The following is a 20539-nucleotide window of genomic DNA, read 5'->3' as shown; positions in this document are numbered from 1 at the left end:
ATGCGGAAAGAAAAAGTAAGGATACTAAAGGGCCGGTCCAGATTAAGGATCTTACTGTTGCACAAGTAGATGATACAACAATAAAGCTTGAGTGGTCAGCTCCTATTGACATTGAGAACGAAGTAGAAGGTTATCTTATCCGTTACGCAACATCAGATCCCAGAAATATTTTGGATGATAAAGGTATTACCGGCGGGCAGACACTTGTTAGTACCACGACTGCAGAAACAATGTCGTATCTGCTGGTAGTGGATGATAATATGAGTACAGCATGGGCTGCTGCGGGTAAGTGCCCTCAGTCTCTATACTTGCTGTTTCCAGGAAAAAAAGAGAAGGTTTTTAATAAAATAAATTTAGTATTTTCCAAGGGTGTAGTTGATATTTTGAAAACGTTTGAACTACAGGCGTTGAACGCTCCGGATGCAGATCCCGCAGTAGATGAATCTTGGGTTTCTATCACACAAACTGCTAAGGGTTTGGGAGTAGTGACAAAAGGTGATATTATAGAGTATTCAATGCCTCCTGTAAAATCTGCTGGTTTGAGATTATATATAACCGAAGTAAGTACAGGCGTAATACCGGCAGTTTGTGAAATTGAGGTTTATAATAATGAGTTTGATTGGAATACCGCAATGGATATCTCTGGTGAACTTATGCCGTTACCCGAAAAACCGGGGACGAAACAAATATGTACGATCCCTGATCTTACACCCAAAGAATACTATAATTTCGCGATATTATCGTCGGATCCAAAAGGTAACCAGTCACCATTATCAAATATCGTTTCAATACAACTAAAAACTGCAACGCAACAACAGCAGCAAGGCGGGAAAAAGTAGTAAATGCTTCCGGCTTTTACCGCGAATCAACGTAAAAGCGTACGTAATCGTTACCCGAAATTAATCCTTTTATTTATTATTACATCCATTTTTTATGCCTCAGGATTATCAGCTGAAGAAAGCCGTGTCATAGTGATGTATCCTTTTATGAATACAAGTAAGTTTGAGGATAAAGGCTGGGAGATTGGGCCGGGGTTCACCAAACTTCTTGCCAGTGAGTTCACAAAAAAGTTTAAGTACAGGGTACGTGAATCTACTGCTTCTGCACACGGTACGTACATAGGGGAAATACGGGGAACTATACCTGTATTTGAGATGTCTCAGGTTGGCGGCCGGATTGCGCCGTTCTATACCCATAATAATTATAGTATCAACGCAGTGATAAACTACGAATTCCGTAAATACGGTGAGGATTATTGGAGAAAAGGGCAGGTTGAGAAAACTAAACGGTACGGGGTTAATAAAGGGTTTGAAGTTGATGACGAAGTTTACTTGTTTGACGGTGATGACCAGATACAGCAGGAACAAAATAATGAGATACTTTTTGATTTTCTTACACGCAGCCAGCTTCCGTGGGGTTCTGAAAGGTTTATGTTCAGTGTTCTTGGTATTTATATTAAGGACGTAGTGCAGGAAGTTTCAGGTAATATCGGTGATTGGATTAATGAAAAAAAATATATCCAGGGTGTGGTTGTTGGAATACAGGAAGACGGCGGGGTGTTTGTTAATATCGGGTATAAAGAAGGCGCGAAGGTTGGTAATAAGTTTATGGTTTACCGTGTAAGGATGAAATCGGAGAGCGTACATGGTGTTGATGGTTCAACTTTTACCGTAATTGAAGTACGAGGGGTGAAAGAAGAAAAGGTTGGCGAGTTGGAACTTGTTGAGGTAAAAGGACAAAATTCATCGTTACTCCGTGTGATAAACGGTGAAGTTTATATCAATGATATAGTTAAACAGTAGAGTATTTATGGGTACTTTTTATTTAGTATAATTTGTATATAGGTAGTTGGGAAATTTGTGTAATAGGAGAAATTTAAATGGCTAACATTGCACTGATTGGTGCGGGAAGTATCGCGAAGTTTCACGCATCGGCAATTGAGTCGTTGAGTACTGCAAAACTTGTTGGCGTGTTTGATATCAACCGCCAGGCAGCGGAGAGTATCGCAAAAATAAAAAAGGGTGTTAAAGTTTATTCAAGTATCGACGAGTTGTCCAAAGATAAGAATGTTGAGGTAGTTGATATCTGCTTGCCTACCACGTTGCATCATGATAATGTTATTAACGCTGCAAATGCGGGAAAACATGTTTTTTGTGAGAAACCTATCGCACGGACACTTAAACAGGCGGAAGAAATGGTTGCAGCCTGCAAAAAAAACGGTATTAAATTTATGGTTGGGCACGTATTACGTTTTTTCCCGGAGTACAAACGCGCGAAGGATCTTATCTCTGCGGGTAAACTCGGGAAAGTCGGGATGGCAAGGTTGTCAAGGCTTAACACATTCCCGCTGACCTCCAGTTCGTGGTATACGGATATCGAAAACAGCGGGGGTGTTGTGTTGGATATGAGCATCCACGATTTTGATTTTCTACACTGGTGTTTTGGTATGCCCGAAAGAGTTTATGCTCAAGGATTGACGTATCGTATAAACAAAAATACTCCACTGGATTATGCGTTGGTGAGTATAAGGTTTAAAAACGGTACTATCGCGCATGTGGAAGGTTCCTGGGCGGAAACCTCGGGGTTCAGCGCTAAGTTTGAAATTGCAGGGGAAAAAGGTATTCTTGATTTTGACATGAAAAAAAATCAGCCGTTTCTTTTGTCGTTACGCGGTGACTCTACAGGCAATGCCGGGGTGAATGTTCCCGAGAGCCCGTTGAAGTTGTCACCATACGCAATGGAAATTAAGCATTTTATTGAGTGCATAGATAACGATAAAGAGCCAATGATTACAGGTGATGAAGCGATCTTGAGTTTGAAGATAGCGCTGGCAGCACTTGAGTCTATTAAGTCCGGGGAAGTGGTAAAGTTCTAAGGAAATAGTTTATTAAGGAGAATGTTTATATGCCAAAAGTTGCGGTTTTAAGTTATGCGCATATGCACGCGGGAAGTTATTCTTCAGCATTGAAAAAAATCAAGAATACAGAACTTGCCTGTATCTGGGATGAAGACGCAAAACGAGGGAGTACAATGGCGGAACGGTTTAAAGCGCCGTATATTCCTAACCTCGATGATGTATTAGCGAAGGATATCGATGCAGTAATTGTTTGTACGAGTAATATTGAGCATAAAGATGTGGTGATCAAAGCGGCAAAAGCTAAAAAACATGTTATGTGCGAAAAACCGTTGGCAGTGACTGTCACTGACGGGAAGAAGATGATTGAGGAATGCAGGAAAAACGGTGTGATACTGATGACCGCGTTTCCATGCAGGTATTCCACTCCGATGATGAGGTTAAAACAGGTTGTGGAAGACGGGTTGGTGGGTGATATACTCGCAATGCGGGGAACTAACCGCGGGACGATGCCCGGAGGGTGGTTTGTAGAAAAAAAACTTTCCGGTGGCGGTGCAATGATTGACCATACGGTACACGTTGCGGACCTCATGCGGTGGGTTACCGGTAAGGAAGTAAAAAAGGTTTATGCTGAATGCGATAAAATGTTTTACCCGGAACTAACCGTTGATGATACTGGGTTGGTGAGTATGGAGTTTGAGGATAACATTTTTGCTTCGCTTGATACCAGCTGGTCACGTCCGAAGAAGTCGTATCCTGTTTGGGGTGATGTTAATCTAAAAGTTGTGGGTACAAAAGGTATTGCTGAGTTTGACCTTATGGATCAAAAGACTATGTTCTACAGTGAGGAAAGAGGGAAAGGTATATACGATTTCTGGGGTGACGGCACTGATGACGGGTTAGTAAATGATTTTATTGACTGTGTGGAGAAAGGGAAACCTGCGTCTATCACCGGTGAGGACGGGTTAGCGGCTGTAGAAATTGCGTTAGGCGCGTATCAAGCTGTGAAAACAGGGAAAGTTGTAAAATTACCGCTGGAATAGTAACGGGAATTAATACATAATATATGTATAAGTAGTATATGGTTTCAGAAAGGGGTTTAGTGTTTTATGGCAGATCTTAAGCAAGTGTCTGAAATGTTGATTAAAGGTAAGGTGAATGATGTTAAGGCGTTGGTGGAGAAAGCCGTTGCGGAAGGTGTTTCTGCAGAGGAAATACTTAAGAACGGTTTAATTGCCGGGATGAACGTTGTCGGTGCGAAGTTTAAGGCTAATGAGTTTTATATACCTGAAGTATTGATTGCCGCGCGTGCAATGCATGGGGGTATGGCGATACTTAAACCGTTATTGGCTAAGAGTAATATGAAATCACCGGGACGTATTATTATTGGTACTGTCAAAGGTGACCTGCATGATATAGGGAAAAACTTGGTAGCGATGATGCTGGAAGGCGCAGGGTTTGAGGTTATAGATCTTGGGATCGATGTACCTGTCCAAAAGTTTGTTGATACGTGTAAAGCGCAAAAAGTTGATGTCGTAGCGTTATCCGCATTGTTGACCACCACGATGCCGATGATGAAGGATACTATCGCGGAGATGAAAAAGAACTTAACGAATTTACCAAAGATTATGGTTGGTGGCGCGCCCGTAACACAAAATTTTGCTACTGAAATAGGGGCAGATGGTTTTGCGCCGGATGCAGCATCAGCTGTGGATACCGCGAAAGAGTTGATCGGGATTAACTAAAATCCAAACGCGGTGTTCAAAATATTTTTTCCGCAATATAATAAACACATAACAGTCCCTCAAGGGGTGCAGTTGCGTGACGCTATTGCGTTAGCAGGGATACCTTTTGTAGCGCCCTGCGCAGGGGAAGGGAAATGCGGGAAGTGTAAAGTTATATTGCCTAACTCTTCCGGTATTGAGTTAACACAGAAAGAACAAGAGATACTTACCAAAGATGAAATCGCTGAGAATATAAGGCTCGCATGCCAGGTTATTACCGGGAAAACAGCGATTGAAGTGCGGTTTATTGATACTGAAAGTAAATGGACTAAGGTTTCGTTTACACAACCACCGCGGGAGCTAATCCATGACCCATGGATAAAGAGAGTATTAGTACAACTTACGTTACCAAAACTTGAGAATCCTGTTGCTGATGATGTTAATCTTATTAAAGCATTAGGGCAGGGTGAATGTATCTCCAAACTTAATGTACTACAAAAAATGCCGGGGGTTATCCGTGAGAAAGGTTTTGTCGTTACTGTATTAACTTCAGGAGTTGAGGTGCTGGGTATACAACCCGGTGATACTACCGCAAAACAGTTTGGTATTGCTGTGGATATAGGGACTACGGTTGTGGGTGTAGAAATTGTTGACTTGAACACAGGGCAGGTAGTTGCGCATGATTGTTTACCGAATACACAGGCAGTTTTTGGGAGTGATGTCATCAGCCGGAGTAGTTATGTGATCAATACTGCCGATGGGTTGGCAAAAATGCAGGCGGAAGTGGTTAAGGTGGTTAACAAAATAAGTACAGGATTATGTGAGAAGGTAGGGGTGTTACCCGCTGATCTGTGTTCCGCTGTAGTTGTAGGTAATACAACAATGCAGCATTTATTTCTCGGGATTACTACCGAATTTTTGCCGTTAGCGCCGTATACTCCAACGGTTACGCAATACGTTGAGGCACAGCCCGGAGAAGTGGGGTTAGACATAAATCCCGAAGGCAGGGTGTTGGTGTTTCCCAGTATCGCAGGGTTTATCGGTGGGGATACTCTTGGGATGGTACTCTCCTTAGGGTTAGGGCAGGTTAAGGATAAGGTACGTATCGGGGTAGATCTTGGAACTAACGGCGAGATTGTTTTAGAAAATAAGGGTAACCTTCTTGCGTGTTCCACCGCCGCAGGGCCGGCGTTTGAAGGCGCGCAGATTAGCTGCGGTATGCCGGCAGTTAACGGTGCGGTAGATTCTGTGGTCGTAACTAATGAGGAGGTTAAATATCATACAGTTGGTGATAAACCGCCCCGGGGTATCTGCGGATCGGGTTTGGTAGACCTTCTTGCGTGTTTAGTAAAAACCGGTATTGTGGATTCCACAGGAAGGATACTGGATAACAGTGAATTACCTGTATCCCTCGGGGAGAAGGTTAGGAAGCATATTGTTAAAACAGAGAAAGGTAATACTTTTCTTCTAGCAAGCGGGAAAAAACATGTTGTTGCGCTTACCCAAAAAGATGTACGGCAGTTGCAGCTTGCAAAAGGCGCGATCTCCGCAGGGATTGTTACACTGCTGAAACGTGAAGGATTAAAGATTGAAGATGTTGACGAAATTTTTCTTGCCGGGAGTTTTGGGAATTTTATTAACCACCGTAATGCGCAGATTGTGGGGTTGATACCCGGGATTAATCTCGAAAAAGTTAAGTATGTAGGTAATGCTGCGATTGAAGGCGCGAGAAGAGTATTGGTATCAAAAACTGAATATTTGATAGTTGAAGATATAAAAAAAGTTGTTACATATACTGAACTGGCTAATAATCCGGAATTTACTGCCGCATTTTCCGAAATGTTGTTATTTTGAGGAAGGGATATTAAGTATTTATGAAAAACAATGTGTTTGACCGCGTAGTGCCGTTACCGCAGGAAGTTTGTGCAGCTAAAGGCGTGTTTGTATTCACACCGCGGACATTTATGCGTTGTTCTCCCGCAGCGTTGAACGTTGAGAAAGTTGTTGTTTCAGACTTAACAGAAGAAACCGGCCTGCGGGTAAATAAAACCGGTCTCGCGCTAACTATGAATGGGTTGCAGATAGTGTTTTTTAATAATCCAAAATTTGATTTCACCGTAGTTAAACTTCCAAAAGAGGTTGTGCATAATGAAGGGTATACGCTGTACTGTGATAGTAACTGCGTGGTATTAACCGCTAAGACTGATGCGGGATTGTTTTATGCCGGGCAAACACTTGTGCAGTTGATACGCAACAAAACAGTTCCCGCGGGCAGTATACGCGATTGGCCGGTAACTATTATGCGCGGATATTCCGATGATATCAGCCGGTGGCAGGTGTCAACTATAGAAAATTTTAAGAAAATTATACGCTCACTTTCGCGGTATAAGCTTAATACATACATGATTTATATAGAAGATTTGTTTAAATTAAAAAAACATCCGTTGGTAGGGAAAGGGCGCGGGGCGTTGAGCGCTAGCGATATCCGCGGGCTTGTGAACTACGGGAAAGAACGGTTTGTTGAACTCATTCCTATGTTTCAAACTCTGGGGCATTTTGAGCATCTTATACGTATCCCGAAATACCGTAAACTCGCTGAAGTGGAACCACCTAAGGATGAACCACGTCCGTTGCTGACTCCGATCGGGCAGTATACAACACTATCCCCTGTAGTACCCGAGACTTACAAATTCCTGTCGGATTATGCTGCGGAGTATATCCGCAATTTTGATTCTCAGTATTTGCATATAGGCGGTGATGAGCCGTATGACCTTGGGAAAGGTAAGAGTAAAAAAGTTGCGGATAAAATCGGGGTGGAGAACCTTTACCGCCAGCATATGGAGAAAGCTGTTAAGATGCTGGGGAAGTATAACAAAAAAATTATTATGTACGACGATATTGTGCGGAAACACTGGGCACAACACGGGTTTGATATGAAACACAAGCCGCGGTTCAGGAAAGATATTATTATGATGTACTGGAAATATAATCCGCAGGAAGAGTATCCGGATATAAAGAAACTTAGCGATGCTGGGTATAAGCTTGTCGTTAGCCCGAGTTTGCATAACTATTTCCGTTTTTATCCAGCGTATTATAAAGCTAAGGCTAATGTGCGGAATGTTTTTAAGTCAGCATACGGCGTTAAGGGCGTTATAGGCGGGATGGTATCTTCTTGGGGGGATAACGGCGCGGATAATTTCCGTGAGAATAATTATTATGGTTATGCATATTCTTCTGAGTGTTTATGGAATAATCCGTATAAGGTGGACGACAAAAAGTTTTCAGTACGCTGGGTGGAAGAGTATTTTGGGTATGACGGAGGTATAGCCGGGATCATAGATACCCTTGCGGGGATTGATGAAGAAATCTTTGCCGCACGGCGGGGATATTTTGATGATATAGTGATCAAAGAACTTGACAAAAAAATGTATGATAAATACACACGGCTGGGGTTTGCCTGCGGAAAGTGTTTAAAAACGTATGCGGTTACTGAAAAAAAGGTTAAGAAAAACAAGGTGAACCTGCAGTACTTAAAATTCGCGCTTGAGTTTTGTGGTAATAGTGTCAATAAAAATTTGTTGATTGACAAAATAGCCCGCGGAGTGGTTATTCCGAAGAAAAGTGTTGAGGCGTATATACGTGATACAAAACGTATCCGCGCGGAGTTCGCGAGGTTATGGCTTCTTACCAACAAAAAGGAAGGGTTGTGGGTTACCCTCTGGAGGTTTGATAAACTTATCCGCCAGATGAAAGGTATCTCCGGGATAAGGTAAGTTATTTTAATAAACAATGAAAAAAAGTAACCGTAACGTGTTCACTTCTATTCATGAATATGTGTATAAACGCAAGAAGTTGAGATTGTGGCTCACAGGTATGGCGTTTCTCGCGCCTAATGTACTGGGATTTTTGGTATTTGTATTCATTCCGATACTGATATCGTTTGGGCTGGCTTTTTGTGAATGGGATATTCTAACCCCCGCAAAGTTTGTGGGGTTAAAAAATTTTTCGGATATTCTCACCCGGGGTGAGTTTTGGGAGTATCTTTATAACACGTTTTATTTTATGCTGAGTATTCCGATAGGAATGGCAATATCCCTGGCACTGGCACTGGCGTTGAATCAGAAGATGAGAGGTGTTGTTTTATTCAGAACAATATATTTTCTTCCAGTGGTGTGTACCATCATAGCATCAGCGATTGTGTGGCGGTGGATTTATAACCCGGATTACGGGTTAATCAACGGGTTCATACGTTCACTAAGGATACCGGTTGTTGTTATGGGGACAGATAATTTTGTTATGCAGTTTATTTATGATGCTATTACATCATGGAATTCATGGGTTTCTAATCCTCCGACGTGGCTAACAAGTACTACATGGTCAAAACCTGCGATTATTATTATGCAGGTATGGCATAGCGCAGGGTATAATATGCTGCTTTACCTCGCTGCGCTGCAGAGTATACCGGCGGCATTATACGAGGCTGCGGAAATTGATGGCGCAAATGAACGCGCTAAGTTTTGGTATATAACTTTACCGAGTTTAAGTTTTGTGAATTTTTTTATTATCATCATGGGAATCATCGGCGGGTTCCAGGCGTTTGGCGTGCAGTACGTTATGACTGGCGGCGGGCCTGCGGGGTCTACCACCACGATTGTTTATTATATTTACAACAACGCGTTCCAGTGGTTCAAGATGGGTTATGCTTCTGCAATAGCGTGGATATTGTTTGTTCTGATGTTAGGTGCAACGTTGTTGCAATGGCGTATGGGGAAAGGGTATGCAAATGCTGAGTAATAAACCTAAACCCATGACCGCTAAGGATATCAGGTTCAAAAAAAATTTTAGGCAAACCGTATTTGCATTGTTGTATTATTCGATACTGTCCGGGCTGGCAGTGGTTATGGTAATACCTTTTGTGTGGATGTTCTCCACTTCATTGAAAGATGCCGGTGCGGTGTTTACTTTCCCGCCGCAATGGATACCTAATCCTGTGGTGTTCCGGAATTATGTTGATGCTTGGAATTCCGTGCCGTTTGGAAGGTTTTATCTTAACAGCATAATTGTTGCGGTAAGCGTCACTGCAGGGCAGTTGTTTACTGCATCACTCGCGGCGTATGCGTTTGCGAGGTTACAATTCCCGGGGCGTGATAAGCTGTTCCTGGCATACCTCGCTACAATGATGATACCAGGCCAGGTGACAATGATCCCTGTATTTATTCTATTGCGTACGCTTGGCTGGATTGATACGTACCAGGGATTAATATTACCGCATATATTTACAACCTACGGGACGTTTATGCTGCGGCAGTTTTTTCTTACCATACCAAAAGAACTTGAGGAAGCCGCAACGATTGACGGGTGCGGGCCGTTTCGTATATACTGGCAGATAATCCTGCCGTTATGCAAACCCGCGCTTGCTACTCTTGGAACATTTATTTTTCTGGGTTCATGGAACGATTTTATGTGGCCGTTGATTGTCACGAATAGTATGGAGATGAAAACCCTTACCGTCGGGCTTGCATCGTTCCAGGGGTTGTACAATACAGAATGGACATTGTTGATGGCAGCATCAATGATTGTGCTTGCACCGGTATTGATCGTGTATATCTTCAATCAGCGCTTCTTCGTTCAGGGGATTGCGATGACCGGGTTAAAAGGGTAATAAATCTTTGACTGTTTTTTTGTATAATATACACCTAATATTTTTGTTGACGCGTTGTGTTGAAAGGAGTTTATTAAAATGAAGTTAGGTTTTTTAACGGCATGTATGGGCGATAATGGTATGGAGGATATTTTGAAGTTCGCGTCCGGCGCAGAGTTCAATGCGCTGGAGGTGGCCTGTTGGCCTCTGAAGACCGATCGCGATTTTTTCGGGCGGAACATTGACGTTGTGAAACTTGATAAAGACGGTGCGAAGAAGATTAATGAATTGTTCGTCAAATACGGGATGACAATATCGTCATTAGGGTTTTATGATAACAACCTTCATCCTGACCTAAAAAAACGTGCTGATGTATACAACCATTTTGTTAAGGTTGTCGATGCAGCGGCATTACTTGGCTGCGGGATGGCAGGAACGTTTATCGGGCGTAACCCTGAGAAAACGGAGAAAGAAAATTTTGAGGAGTTTACAAAAATATTTACGGAACTCCTGAAGTATGCCGGGGATAAGGGTGTTAAGGTTATGATAGAAAACTGTCCGATGTACGGGTGGTTAAAAGAGTACGTGCCGGGAACAATATCGTTTTGTCCCGAGCAATGGGAGGAAATGTTTAACCTCGTCCCTGCAGCAAATTTTGGATTGAACTACGACCCGTCGCATCTTTACGGGATGGGGATGGATTATATTAAACCAATATACAAATTCAAGGACAGGATTTTTCATGTACACGCTAAGGATTGTGAATTGTTGCGTGACAATATAGCTGTCCGCGGGTATCACCGGAAAGGCCTTTACCGTTTCCGTGCGCCAGGGTATGGAGAGATTAACTGGGAAAAGTTTATGGGCGTGCTTTACGAGATAGGTTATGACGGAACGGTAAGTATTGAACATGAAGACCCTGTTTTCCGCGGGTCTGATGAGAAGATTAAGAAAGGCCTTATCCTCGGAGCGAGAAAGTTGTTGCCGTTGATAATATAGTGTTTATTTGTAAGAATAAAAATAATCAGGTATATGGGCTTATTTAAGTTTATTTTGTAAGAGGAGTAAAAAATGGGTAACAAGGTAAAGTTAGGATTTGTAGGTGCCGGCGGGATTATTAGTCATGCGCATATGCCCGGGGCAAAGCTTATAGCGGATAAAATTGAGTTCGTTGCTATTTCAGACCCTTTGGTGGATAAAGCCAAAGTATTGGCGGATGCTAACGGCATAAAAAATGTTTATGCTGACTATAACGACATGCTGAAAAAAGAAAAATTAGATGCTATCGTTATCGGCACACCAAATGCGTTCCATTCCGATACCGCAATCCAGGGATTGAAGGCCGGGTGCCATGTATTAGTGGAAAAACCTATGGCACTTAATGCAAAACAGGCACAGGATATGAAAGATGCTGCTATTGAAAATGATAAGTTTCTTGCAGTAGGGTTCAACCAGCGGTTTTCAAATGAAGCGCAATTATTGAAAAGGCTTATAATTGGCGGTGAGCTTGGTGAAATATATTATGCAAAGACCGGTGCAATACGGCGTCGCGGGATTCCCGGTTGGGGCGGGTGGTTTACGAATAAAAAACTTTCCGGCGGCGGGCCGTTGATTGATATCGGCGTGCATATGCTTGACCTCACCCTGTGGTTAATGGGGTATCCAAAACCCGTAGCAGTGTCAGGTTCAACTTACACAAAGTTTGGTGACCGCAAAGATTATGTGAGTGCCGGCGGGTGGAAGTATAAGGGGGACAGCAAGACTTTTACAGTTGAAGATCTTGCATCGGCTTTTATTAAGTTTGATAATGGCATGACGTTATTTCTTGAAGCTGCATGGGCATCAAATACAGAATCAGAAAAGTTGTATTCAACATTGTTCGGGACAAAAGGTGGGGCGGATTGGCGGCCGTTGAAGGTTTATAAAGACACGCATGGTATGCTCGTGGATATGGTCCCGGTTGTTCCGGCACAGAGTGTAAAGAGCCATGCATTGCAGATGAAGCATTTCATAGAATTAATCTCCGAAGGTAAGTGGAAAGATAAAAAAACTGATGTCCAGATCGCAACTGCGGATACAGGGCTCATTATCATGAAACTCATAGATGCGATTTACAAATCTTCTGAAGAAGGTAAGGAAGTCAGAATTAAGTAATAATAAGTTAAAAGATAGTATCAAGGGGGAGTTTATAAAATGAAAAAAGTTAGAGTTGGGATAGTAGGTTGTGGTGGTATAGCAAACGCGCATGTGAACGGATACGCAGCGAATTCTGATGTTGAACTCGTAGCATTCTTTGATACCGCACCGGCGAACGCGGAAAAGTTTATGCAAAAGTTTGGCGGGAAGGTTTATGATAGCCTTGATAATATGTATTCCAGCGATACTCTCGATGCGATAAGTGTATGCACTCCGCCTGTGGCACATAAGGATACTGTTATTGCTGCATTGGATAAAGGGATAAACGTTCTCTGCGAGAAACCGTTGGCAATATCTGTGGATGACTCTAAGGAAATGGTGGAGAAAGCGAATAAGACCGGAAAGTTTCTTATGACCGCTTTCGCATGGAGGTTCCACAAAGAAATTCAACGGACAAAACAGTTGATCTCCGAAGGTAAGATCGGGAAAGTTGTTATGGTTCGGAACTCATTCGCGGGTTATGCTGATATGTCCCAGAAGTGGTTCTCAAAGAAAGAAATATCCGGCGGTGGGTGTTTTATTGATGCCGGTATTCATTCGATTGATATTTACCGTTATATTTTTGGCGATATAAAGAATGTATGGGCAAAAATGAGGACAGTTGCTTCTTCGTTGCAAGTGGAAGATATTGCCAGGGTTATGGTGGAAACTCCGGAAGGTATTGTGGGTTCTATTGATATCAGCTGGTCAACCGGTATAGGGCCCGGGGTATGCCTTGAAGTTTATGGTACCGAAGGGACAATAGAAGTTATGTGGTCTTCCATGCGTTACCGTACAAGGACGGAGAAAGAATGGACAGTTGAAGAAACTAAAACTCCGGAGGATAACCCGTTTCGTTTGGAGACAAAACATTTTGTGGATGTTATTCTCGGGAAAACACAGCCGATTGTTAACGGGATTGACGGGATGAAAGCTATGGAAGTTACCGAAGCTGTATACCAGTCCGCAAAGACAAATATTTGGCAGCCGGTAAAAGGTTGATAAAGGGATGTACTTAAAGAATGAATAATGTAAAAACAGTTTTATTGCTGACAGGATTAACGGCGTTATTTTTGGGTATCGGGCATTTACTTGGCGGGCAGCAGGGTGTGATAATAGCGTTTGTATTTGCATTGATTTCGAACTTTGTTGCGTACTGGTTCAGCGATAAGATTGTATTGACAATCTACGGAGCGAAGGAGATTAAACAAACAGAAGCACCGGAATTACATACTGTGATTCAGGCACTATCTACTGCCGCAGGAATACCGATGCCTAAGGTGTACGCCATCCGCGGTGACGCACCGAATGCGTTTGCGACGGGCCGTGACCCGAACCATGCAGCTGTTGCTGTTACTTCCGGGTTAATGGGTATCCTTAGTAAAGATGAACTTTCGGGTGTTATCGCGCATGAACTTGCGCATGTAAAAAACCGTGATACTCTAATACAGGTACTCGCAGCGACGGTTGCCGGAGCTATTATGATGATTGCGGATATGGCACGATTTGCTGCGATATTCGGCGGCGGGCGCAGGGATGATGATGATAACGGTGCAGGTGCCATGGGTTTGTTATTAATGGCAATAGTTGCGCCATTTGCGGCAATGATTGTGCAAATGGCAATCTCGCGTACCCGTGAGTACCATGCCGATGAAACAGGTGCAAAGATATGCGGTAAACCGTTAAGCCTGGCTAATGCGTTGAAACAACTTGAGAATTATAATAAGCGTATACCGATACTCAACGCTACACCATCGACCGCTCATATGTTTATAGTACAACCCTTTTCTGGGGGTGGATTATTAAACTTATTCTCTACTCACCCGCCTGTAACAGAACGGGTGAAACGTTTGGAGAAACTTGCTGAACAGTCTTCAAATTCTGCGTATAATATTCCTAAAATAATATATTAATCACAGGGTAATTGATACGGATAATTCTTCTGTCGCAGCACGGTTAGCCGCGGTGGAAGTATTGATTGAATTTGAACAAAACATGGTTTATCCAAAAACCTTGCTTGACACTAAACTCTTAAAACTTACTCTCCCGAATAATGATCACGGCTTTGTCCGCGGGTTAGTGAACGGTACAATCCAGCATATGAATTCTATTGACTGGATTATCAATAATTACTCAATGACCCGTAAAGTTACGGATACCACAAAAGAAGTGCGGAATTCGTTGCGTGTAGCTGTGTACCAGCTGGAGTACATGCGTGGCCGCGTACCGCCGTATGCTGCGGTGGATCAGGCGGTTGAGATTGTTAAACTCCTGGGTGGGCATACAGGGTTGACAGGGTATACTAACGGTGTTCTTCGCGCGATTGTGCGGGAGTGTATTGCCGGAAGGAATTTATTGAACCTCAGTAGTACAGGTAAAGATGTTGTTAAGAATATCAGCCTTAAACACTCACACCCGGAATGGATGGTTCAGCGCTGGCTTACACAGTATGGGATAGATGATACTGAAAAGTTGTGTGAGGTTAACAATACACACGCGGATATGGCAGTCAGGGTAAATACTTTAAAAACTACTTCAGGGGAAGTCGTTACGGCGCTGAATAATTACGGTCTGGGAGTAAGGATGTCTGAACTTGTACCTGATGCTCTAGTGTTCACGTCAGGAGAGCCGTTCCTTGAAGGGCTTGCGGAGTTCCAGGCTGGGATGTTTTATATCCAGGATGAAGCATCACAGTTAGTGACGCATATACTCGGTCCTCAACCCGGTGAAGTTGTGTACGATATATGTTCCGCTCCGGGGGGTAAGGCTACGCATGCTGCGCAGTTAATGAAGAATTCCGGTAAAATAGTTGCTTTTGATATGTTCAGCCATAAACTGCGGTTTATACGTGAAAACAGTGCAAGGTTGGGAGTAACAATAATTGACCCGCAACTGCGGGACGGTGAGAACCCGCAGAATTTTACCGGAGCAGTTGACCGTGTGTTAATAGACGTCCCGTGTTCAGGTACGGGTGTGTTAAGAAGAAGGCCGGATCTTAAATGGCGGCGGACAAGTAATGACATAATATTTAAATTACCTAAGATACAGTATTCAATACTGTCAAACGCTGCACCGCTTGTAAAACCTGGCGGGATTTTGGTATATTCTACTTGCAGCATAGAGCCTGAAGAAAATGAAGGTGTTATCGGGAAGTTTGTTAAAGAGTTTCCGTTGTTTGAAATTGAAAACATTAGGGATACCGGTAAGTTCCTGGGAAACAAAGATATTGTCAACCCGGGTGGATGGGTGCAGACATTGACGCATAAACACGGGATTGACGGGTTTTTTGTTATCAGATTCAGGAGAAAAGGGTAAAGGGTAGGAGATAAGTGAAAAAAAATGGTTTAATTAATAAAACAGTTATTGAGGTTATTATTGTAACTATCGCGTTTTTGGGTGTTACTTTCTGGATGTTCAATACCGTTATGGATGCGTTGATACATTACAAAACTGAAGTTAAGATACCAAGTATTACCGGTAAGTCATTAACCGGAGCGATGGATGTTTTAACACCGTTAAAACTTGGCTTGATAAAGGTTGGGGAGCAGTTTGATGATAAATACCCGGCAAATACTGTTATCCGGCAGATACCTGATGCGGGGACTACTATAAAAGAAGGGCGTGTGCTGCAGGTGATACTCAGTAAAGGAGGGCAGTCGGTATTTGTGCCAAACCTGATGGGTGAAACTGTGAGAAGCGCAGAACTTTTACTGCGGCGCGCAGGGTTAGGGTTGGGTGAGGAATTACAGGGGTATAGTAACACACAGGATAAAGGGAAGATTATCTCACAGGACCCTGTCGAGAATGATGCGGTTGGGAAAGGTGAGCTCGTGAATATTGTGGTATCCATCGGGCGTCCTCCGGAGGGGACGGTGTTACTCCCTAACTTTAACGGCAAAAATGTTGTCACTGCAAAAAAGTGGTGTGACGATAATAGTGTGGAGTTCGGGATTGAGTTCAGTAATAGTTCTGGTGCGGAGAAAGATATTGTTATCAGCCAAATACCGCGGGCGGATACCGTAGTGTCTGAGGGTTTGAAAGTACGGCTTATTTTGTCATTAGGGAATAATAGTTCGGTTGAGGAAAAGAAATGAAGTATATTATCTCCCCGTCAATCCTTACGGCTGACCTCAGTGATTTACGGGCAGTGGTTAAGCTTATCGAAAATAATGGCACCGGCTGGATACATCTGGATGTAATGGACGGTAATTTTGTTAGGAACCTTACCTTTGGGCATTTGATTGTAAAAGCTATCCGTAAACTGTGCGGTAAAGCTTTGGTCCTTGATACGCATTTGATGATAGATTACCCTGAGAAATATGTACAGGACTATATAACCGCAGGGGCGGATATCATAACTGTGCATCATGAATCAAAAGGGCATCCATGGGATGCTGTTAAGATTATTAAGTCTTCTGGGAAAAAAGCAGGGGTCTCGCTAAAGCCTAAGACAAAGGTTGAGGCTATAAAAAAACAATTGTCTCAGCTTGACCTTGTATTGATGATGACCGTTGAGCCAGGGTTTGGCGGGCAAAAGTTTATGCGGGAAGTGTTACCCAAAATATTTGAAGTACGTGATATTGTTGACAAAAAAAAGTATAAGGTTGATATCGAAGTTGACGGAGGGATCGCTTTTGATACCTTGCCGGATACTATTACTGCTGGGGCTAATGTTTTTGTTCTGGGTAATGCTGTATTTGGAGCAAAAAAGCCGGGGAATGTTCTACGGCAGTACAGCCAGCTTATCAAAACCGTGCAGGGATAATAGTAAGTACTGTTTATAGCTTTACAAAATATAGTTTTTGGTTACTACGAAAAAAGTTGGGTTGGATGAAAGCGGGGATTATGGGTTATGGATTCTACGGGATTATGGTTAGTTAAAGCTGCGGGATTAGGGTTGTTCCTATTTTCAGTAACACACTTGTCGTCGTTGTTGTTGTTGATCAATAAATTCAAATTTTCTAAACACACAAAAAATTCTTCTGTTATTACTAAACTTATTGAGTGGTACCGCAGGACAAAAAAAGTTGAACTTTTTAACCGTCAACTGGTTGATGCCCTAGGGATGATTTCTACTGCGCTAAAGGCCGGGGTGGGGATACAACAAGCGTTTGAGCAGGTTGCGCAGGAGATGGCTTGGCCAATATCCGTTGAGTTTAAAACTGTAGTGGATGACGTAAAACTGGGTGTACCGTTTATCCGCGCGATTGAAGCTATGGCGCAAAGGGGAGGAAGTAAGGAGTTGAGTATCACTGTCGCAGCAATAAGTATCGCGCAGGAAGCCGGGGGTAATCTCAGTGATGTATTAGCGCGGTTAGCGGTAACTATGCGTGAACGTTATAAACTACAGAGCAAGATCGCAGCGCTTACCGCCCAGGGTAGGTTGTCGGGTTATGTTATCAGCGCGTTGCCAATACTTATTTTGTCCGGGATGTGGGTACTTGACCCTGTGCTTATGCGTCCGATGTATACCACAGTATACGGTATTCTTGTGTTAATCCTGATACTTCTAATGACCGGGCTGGGATTGTTTTTAATACAAAAAGTTGTGGAGATTGATATTTAAGGAGAAACTTAACATGCGTGTATTATTATCGGTACTGGTATTTATGTCTGTAGTTTTGGTAGTTACATTTATTAAGTGGAAACCTAAATCCGTATCTAAACTTGAACTGTTTGAGAGAACTGGGATTTATGTATTTTCTTTGACGCAGAGGATAAAGTTGTCAGGTATATGGCATGGATGGGTGGGGAATAGGATTAACCTTGCGGGGAGTGAGGTTAAAGCGGGGTTTAACCCTGAAAAGTTTGTGGGGATACAGTTATACTCAGCGCTTGCGTGTGTAATTATAGTATCTGCGCTTATAGGAAGATTTACAGCGGGGTACACACTTGCTGCTGTAGTGTTCGGGTTATGTTTCCCTGTTTTATGGATTAACGAAAAAGTTGAAACCCGGCAGAGACGCTTGCTCCGCGTATTACCGGATGTCATTGACCTTATGCTTATCTGTGTGGAGTCAGGGTTGGGGTTTAACGCAGCAATTGCAAAAATTGTTAAGTACTCCCCGGAACCTGTTATTAATGAAGAGTTTGGCGAGATACACCGCGCGATCCAGCTTGGGCAGTCACGTGTTGATGTCCTACGCCAGTTTTCGTTACGTACAGGGCATCCGGCAGTTTCTGCGTTTGTTAATTCCGTGATCCAGGGGATAGTTATAGGGTCAAGTTTAGCTGAAGTTTTGAAAGTACAGGCGGAATATCTACGTGCGGAACGGTTCCTTCATGCTGAAAAAGTTGCGGCACAAGCGCCGGTGAAGATACTTTTCCCGTTAATGTTTTTTATTTTACCAACTGTATTTTTGTCAATCTTCGCACCGTTTGCGTTATCGTTATTAGGGATGAAGTAGTACAAAAAAACTTACTTATTACCGTAAATAATAGAGGGTTATAAGCGGGATAAAAATATAGCCGAGCGACATATATAAAATAACAATGATTGATAGTATCCGAGCTAAACGTGTAAACCCGGGTGTATAAACATACTTACCCAGGATACCGGTTAACGGGCCGACGAGGAGTAAAGGCGAAACAAAATTGCCGAGCCCAAAGATCAGGCCGTAAAGTGTCCCTTCAACAATCGTGCGGGTTAATAAACTTATTGTTGTATACATAATAATCAACGGCGGGCATGGGCTGATTCCTATCAGAAAACCAATAACCAGCAATCCTTTATCCCAACCGTGTTTACGGAGCTTACACCCATCAGAATGAACCTTATCTTTCTTTAATGCCAAATAAACCGCGAGGATTATTAAGGATATGCCTATAAGTAGTTCGGAGTAGTATACATAATTGTCTTGGAAGATATAACGTTCAATACGTTCTAACATTTTACCTGAGAAACCCGATACCGCGCCTAGTGACATGTATCCCAATAATTTGCCTGCGGAAAAAAGGATGGTTTGTTTAAACGCGTCATGCCAGGATGATTTTGTACCGATTACATACGCAGACATTAACGGTGCGCAGGTCAACAGGCATGCAGTGAATCCCATGGTTATGCCCATTACAAATACTTGCCCGGCAATTGAGATGTCCATCAGAACTCCTCATAATATGTATATATATCTTATTAATTTACTATTTATAAAATAGTAATTGTTTATAAAGGTGTCAATGAGTATAATTCGTGTATACACAATGAGTTTGTCAATACCAAGCAAAAACAAGTATAATTTATCGTTATGTCACTAAAACTTTTGGATACACGCGTACTATCTAAAATATCGAATTTAGCGTTACACGCTCATAGTGTGGTGGAAGGCTTTATCGCGGGACAGCACCGCAGCCCGTACCACGGATGGTCATTGGAGTTCGCACAGCATCGTGAGTACTCACCGGGGGATGAACCTAAACATATTGACTGGAAAGTATATGCCCGGAGTGACCGTTATTACGTAAAACAGTATGAAGAGGAAACTAACCTCCGCGCGTATGTCGTGTTAGACTGTTCCAGTTCAATGAGTTATAAATCTTCTGACGGGTTAATGACAAAATTTGAGTATGCGCAACTCCTTTCCGCGGCACTGGCGTATCTCATGACTGTACAACGTGACGCTGTGGGTGCAGCGTTTTTTAGTGAATCAACAAACGTATACCTTCCTCCAAGGAATACAGTTGCGCAGCTTTCGTTGATAACCGAAAAACTTGAAAACTGCAAACCCGTAGCGGGGACAAACCTTGCCAAAATGTTGCCTTCAATACTGCAGAAGATAAAAAAACGCGGGGTCGTGATCATTATCTCCGACCTTTTTGATGAACCCGAAAAATTGGTTAAAAATATTAGGTACTTCCAGCATAAGAAACATGAAGTTATTGTCTTCCACGTACTTGACCCTATGGAATTAACCTTACCCGAAGGTGAGTCCGTTACGTTTGAGAATATTGAAACCTCAGAGACTGTGCTTACTGAACCGGCTATTATACAGGTTGAATACCAAAGGATTATGAAGGAGTTTACTGAATATTACCGTAAAAACTTTACTTCCGCGGGGATTGATTACTGTGTTATGCCGACTTCATGCAGTATGGATAAAGCGTTGGGGTTGTACTTAACCAAACGGCATGAGTATGGGGATAGTTAAG

At 42.7% G+C, this 20539-nt stretch carries 20 protein-coding genes; 19 read left to right on the top strand and 1 reads right to left on the bottom strand.

Annotated elements, in window-relative coordinates; translation table 11 throughout:
• From WC955_06265 to WC955_06180, 18 genes are all read left to right on the top strand, one after another.
• A partial coding sequence (locus WC955_06265; protein ID MFA5858653.1) for a hypothetical protein occupies window positions 1-839 on the top strand: 839 nt, incomplete at its 5' end.
• A 3-nt stretch (window positions 840-842) separates the two neighbouring features.
• Complete coding sequence (locus tag WC955_06260; protein ID MFA5858652.1) at window positions 843-1802, top strand: hypothetical protein; 960 nt, start codon at window positions 843-845, stop codon at window positions 1800-1802.
• A 77-nt stretch (window positions 1803-1879) separates the two neighbouring features.
• Window positions 1880-2875, top strand: a complete 996-nt coding sequence (locus tag WC955_06255) for a Gfo/Idh/MocA family oxidoreductase (protein ID MFA5858651.1) — start codon at window positions 1880-1882, stop codon at window positions 2873-2875.
• A 29-nt stretch (window positions 2876-2904) separates the two neighbouring features.
• Entirely contained in the window at window positions 2905-3897 is a 993-nt protein-coding gene (locus tag WC955_06250) for a Gfo/Idh/MocA family oxidoreductase (GenBank protein ID MFA5858650.1), read from the top strand.
• A gap of 66 nt (window positions 3898-3963) precedes the next feature.
• Window positions 3964-4599 (top strand): corrinoid protein, encoded by a 636-nt coding sequence (locus WC955_06245; GenBank protein ID MFA5858649.1) that lies wholly within the window; start codon window positions 3964-3966, stop codon window positions 4597-4599.
• A 12-nt stretch (window positions 4600-4611) separates the two neighbouring features.
• On the top strand, window positions 4612-6432 hold the full coding sequence (locus tag WC955_06240; GenBank protein MFA5858648.1) for an ASKHA domain-containing protein: 1821 nt from the start codon (window positions 4612-4614) through the stop codon (window positions 6430-6432).
• A 20-nt stretch (window positions 6433-6452) separates the two neighbouring features.
• A complete protein-coding gene (locus tag WC955_06235; protein ID MFA5858647.1) occupies window positions 6453-8351 on the top strand; it encodes a beta-N-acetylhexosaminidase in 1899 nt (632 codons plus the stop codon).
• Between the two features lie 16 nt (window positions 8352-8367).
• Window positions 8368-9372 carry a sugar ABC transporter permease gene (locus WC955_06230; protein MFA5858646.1) on the top strand — a complete coding sequence of 335 codons (1005 nt, stop codon included), beginning with the start codon at window positions 8368-8370 and terminating at the stop codon, window positions 9370-9372.
• Window positions 9362-10240 (top strand): carbohydrate ABC transporter permease, encoded by an 879-nt coding sequence (locus WC955_06225; protein MFA5858645.1) that lies wholly within the window; start codon window positions 9362-9364, stop codon window positions 10238-10240. Before WC955_06230 ends, WC955_06225 begins: the two co-directional genes overlap by 11 nt.
• A gap of 78 nt (window positions 10241-10318) precedes the next feature.
• Window positions 10319-11218, top strand: coding sequence for a sugar phosphate isomerase/epimerase (locus WC955_06220; protein MFA5858644.1), 900 nt, complete (start codon window positions 10319-10321; stop codon window positions 11216-11218).
• A 72-nt stretch (window positions 11219-11290) separates the two neighbouring features.
• Window positions 11291-12373, top strand: a complete 1083-nt coding sequence (locus tag WC955_06215) for a Gfo/Idh/MocA family oxidoreductase (protein ID MFA5858643.1) — start codon at window positions 11291-11293, stop codon at window positions 12371-12373.
• A gap of 39 nt (window positions 12374-12412) precedes the next feature.
• Window positions 12413-13396, top strand: a complete 984-nt coding sequence (locus tag WC955_06210; GenBank protein MFA5858642.1) for a Gfo/Idh/MocA family oxidoreductase — start codon at window positions 12413-12415, stop codon at window positions 13394-13396.
• A gap of 20 nt (window positions 13397-13416) precedes the next feature.
• Entirely contained in the window at window positions 13417-14307 is an 891-nt protein-coding gene (htpX, locus tag WC955_06205) for a zinc metalloprotease HtpX (protein MFA5858641.1), read from the top strand.
• Window positions 14303-15709, top strand: coding sequence for a 16S rRNA (cytosine(967)-C(5))-methyltransferase RsmB (gene rsmB, locus WC955_06200; GenBank protein MFA5858640.1), 1407 nt, complete (start codon window positions 14303-14305; stop codon window positions 15707-15709). Before htpX ends, rsmB begins: the two co-directional genes overlap by 5 nt.
• 14 nt (window positions 15710-15723) lie before the next feature.
• Complete coding sequence (locus WC955_06195) at window positions 15724-16488, top strand: PASTA domain-containing protein (protein MFA5858639.1); 765 nt, start codon at window positions 15724-15726, stop codon at window positions 16486-16488.
• Window positions 16485-17159, top strand: coding sequence for a ribulose-phosphate 3-epimerase (gene rpe / locus WC955_06190; GenBank protein ID MFA5858638.1), 675 nt, complete (start codon window positions 16485-16487; stop codon window positions 17157-17159). The genes WC955_06195 and rpe overlap by 4 nt, the downstream gene beginning before the upstream one ends.
• Before the next feature lie 87 nt (window positions 17160-17246).
• On the top strand, window positions 17247-17960 hold the full coding sequence (locus WC955_06185; protein MFA5858637.1) for a type II secretion system F family protein: 714 nt from the start codon (window positions 17247-17249) through the stop codon (window positions 17958-17960).
• A gap of 13 nt (window positions 17961-17973) precedes the next feature.
• On the top strand, window positions 17974-18801 hold the full coding sequence (locus WC955_06180) for a type II secretion system F family protein (GenBank protein MFA5858636.1): 828 nt from the start codon (window positions 17974-17976) through the stop codon (window positions 18799-18801).
• Between the two features lie 18 nt (window positions 18802-18819).
• Here WC955_06180 and WC955_06175 read toward each other — a convergent pair whose 3' ends face one another.
• Complete coding sequence (locus WC955_06175; protein MFA5858635.1) at window positions 18820-19494, bottom strand: sulfite exporter TauE/SafE family protein; 675 nt, start codon at window positions 19492-19494, stop codon at window positions 18820-18822.
• A 144-nt stretch (window positions 19495-19638) separates the two neighbouring features.
• On the opposite strand from WC955_06175, the gene WC955_06170 reads away from it, so the two are divergent.
• Entirely contained in the window at window positions 19639-20538 is a 900-nt protein-coding gene (locus tag WC955_06170; GenBank protein ID MFA5858634.1) for a DUF58 domain-containing protein, read from the top strand.
• Window position 20539 lies beyond the last annotated feature (1 nt).

This window comes from Elusimicrobiota bacterium (assembly GCA_041658405.1).
Lineage (GTDB): Bacteria > Elusimicrobiota > UBA5214 > JBBAAG01 > JBBAAG01 > JBBAAG01.
The sequence above is the reverse complement of the archived record's forward strand: the minus strand, read 5'-3'. Positions and strand labels throughout refer to the sequence as shown.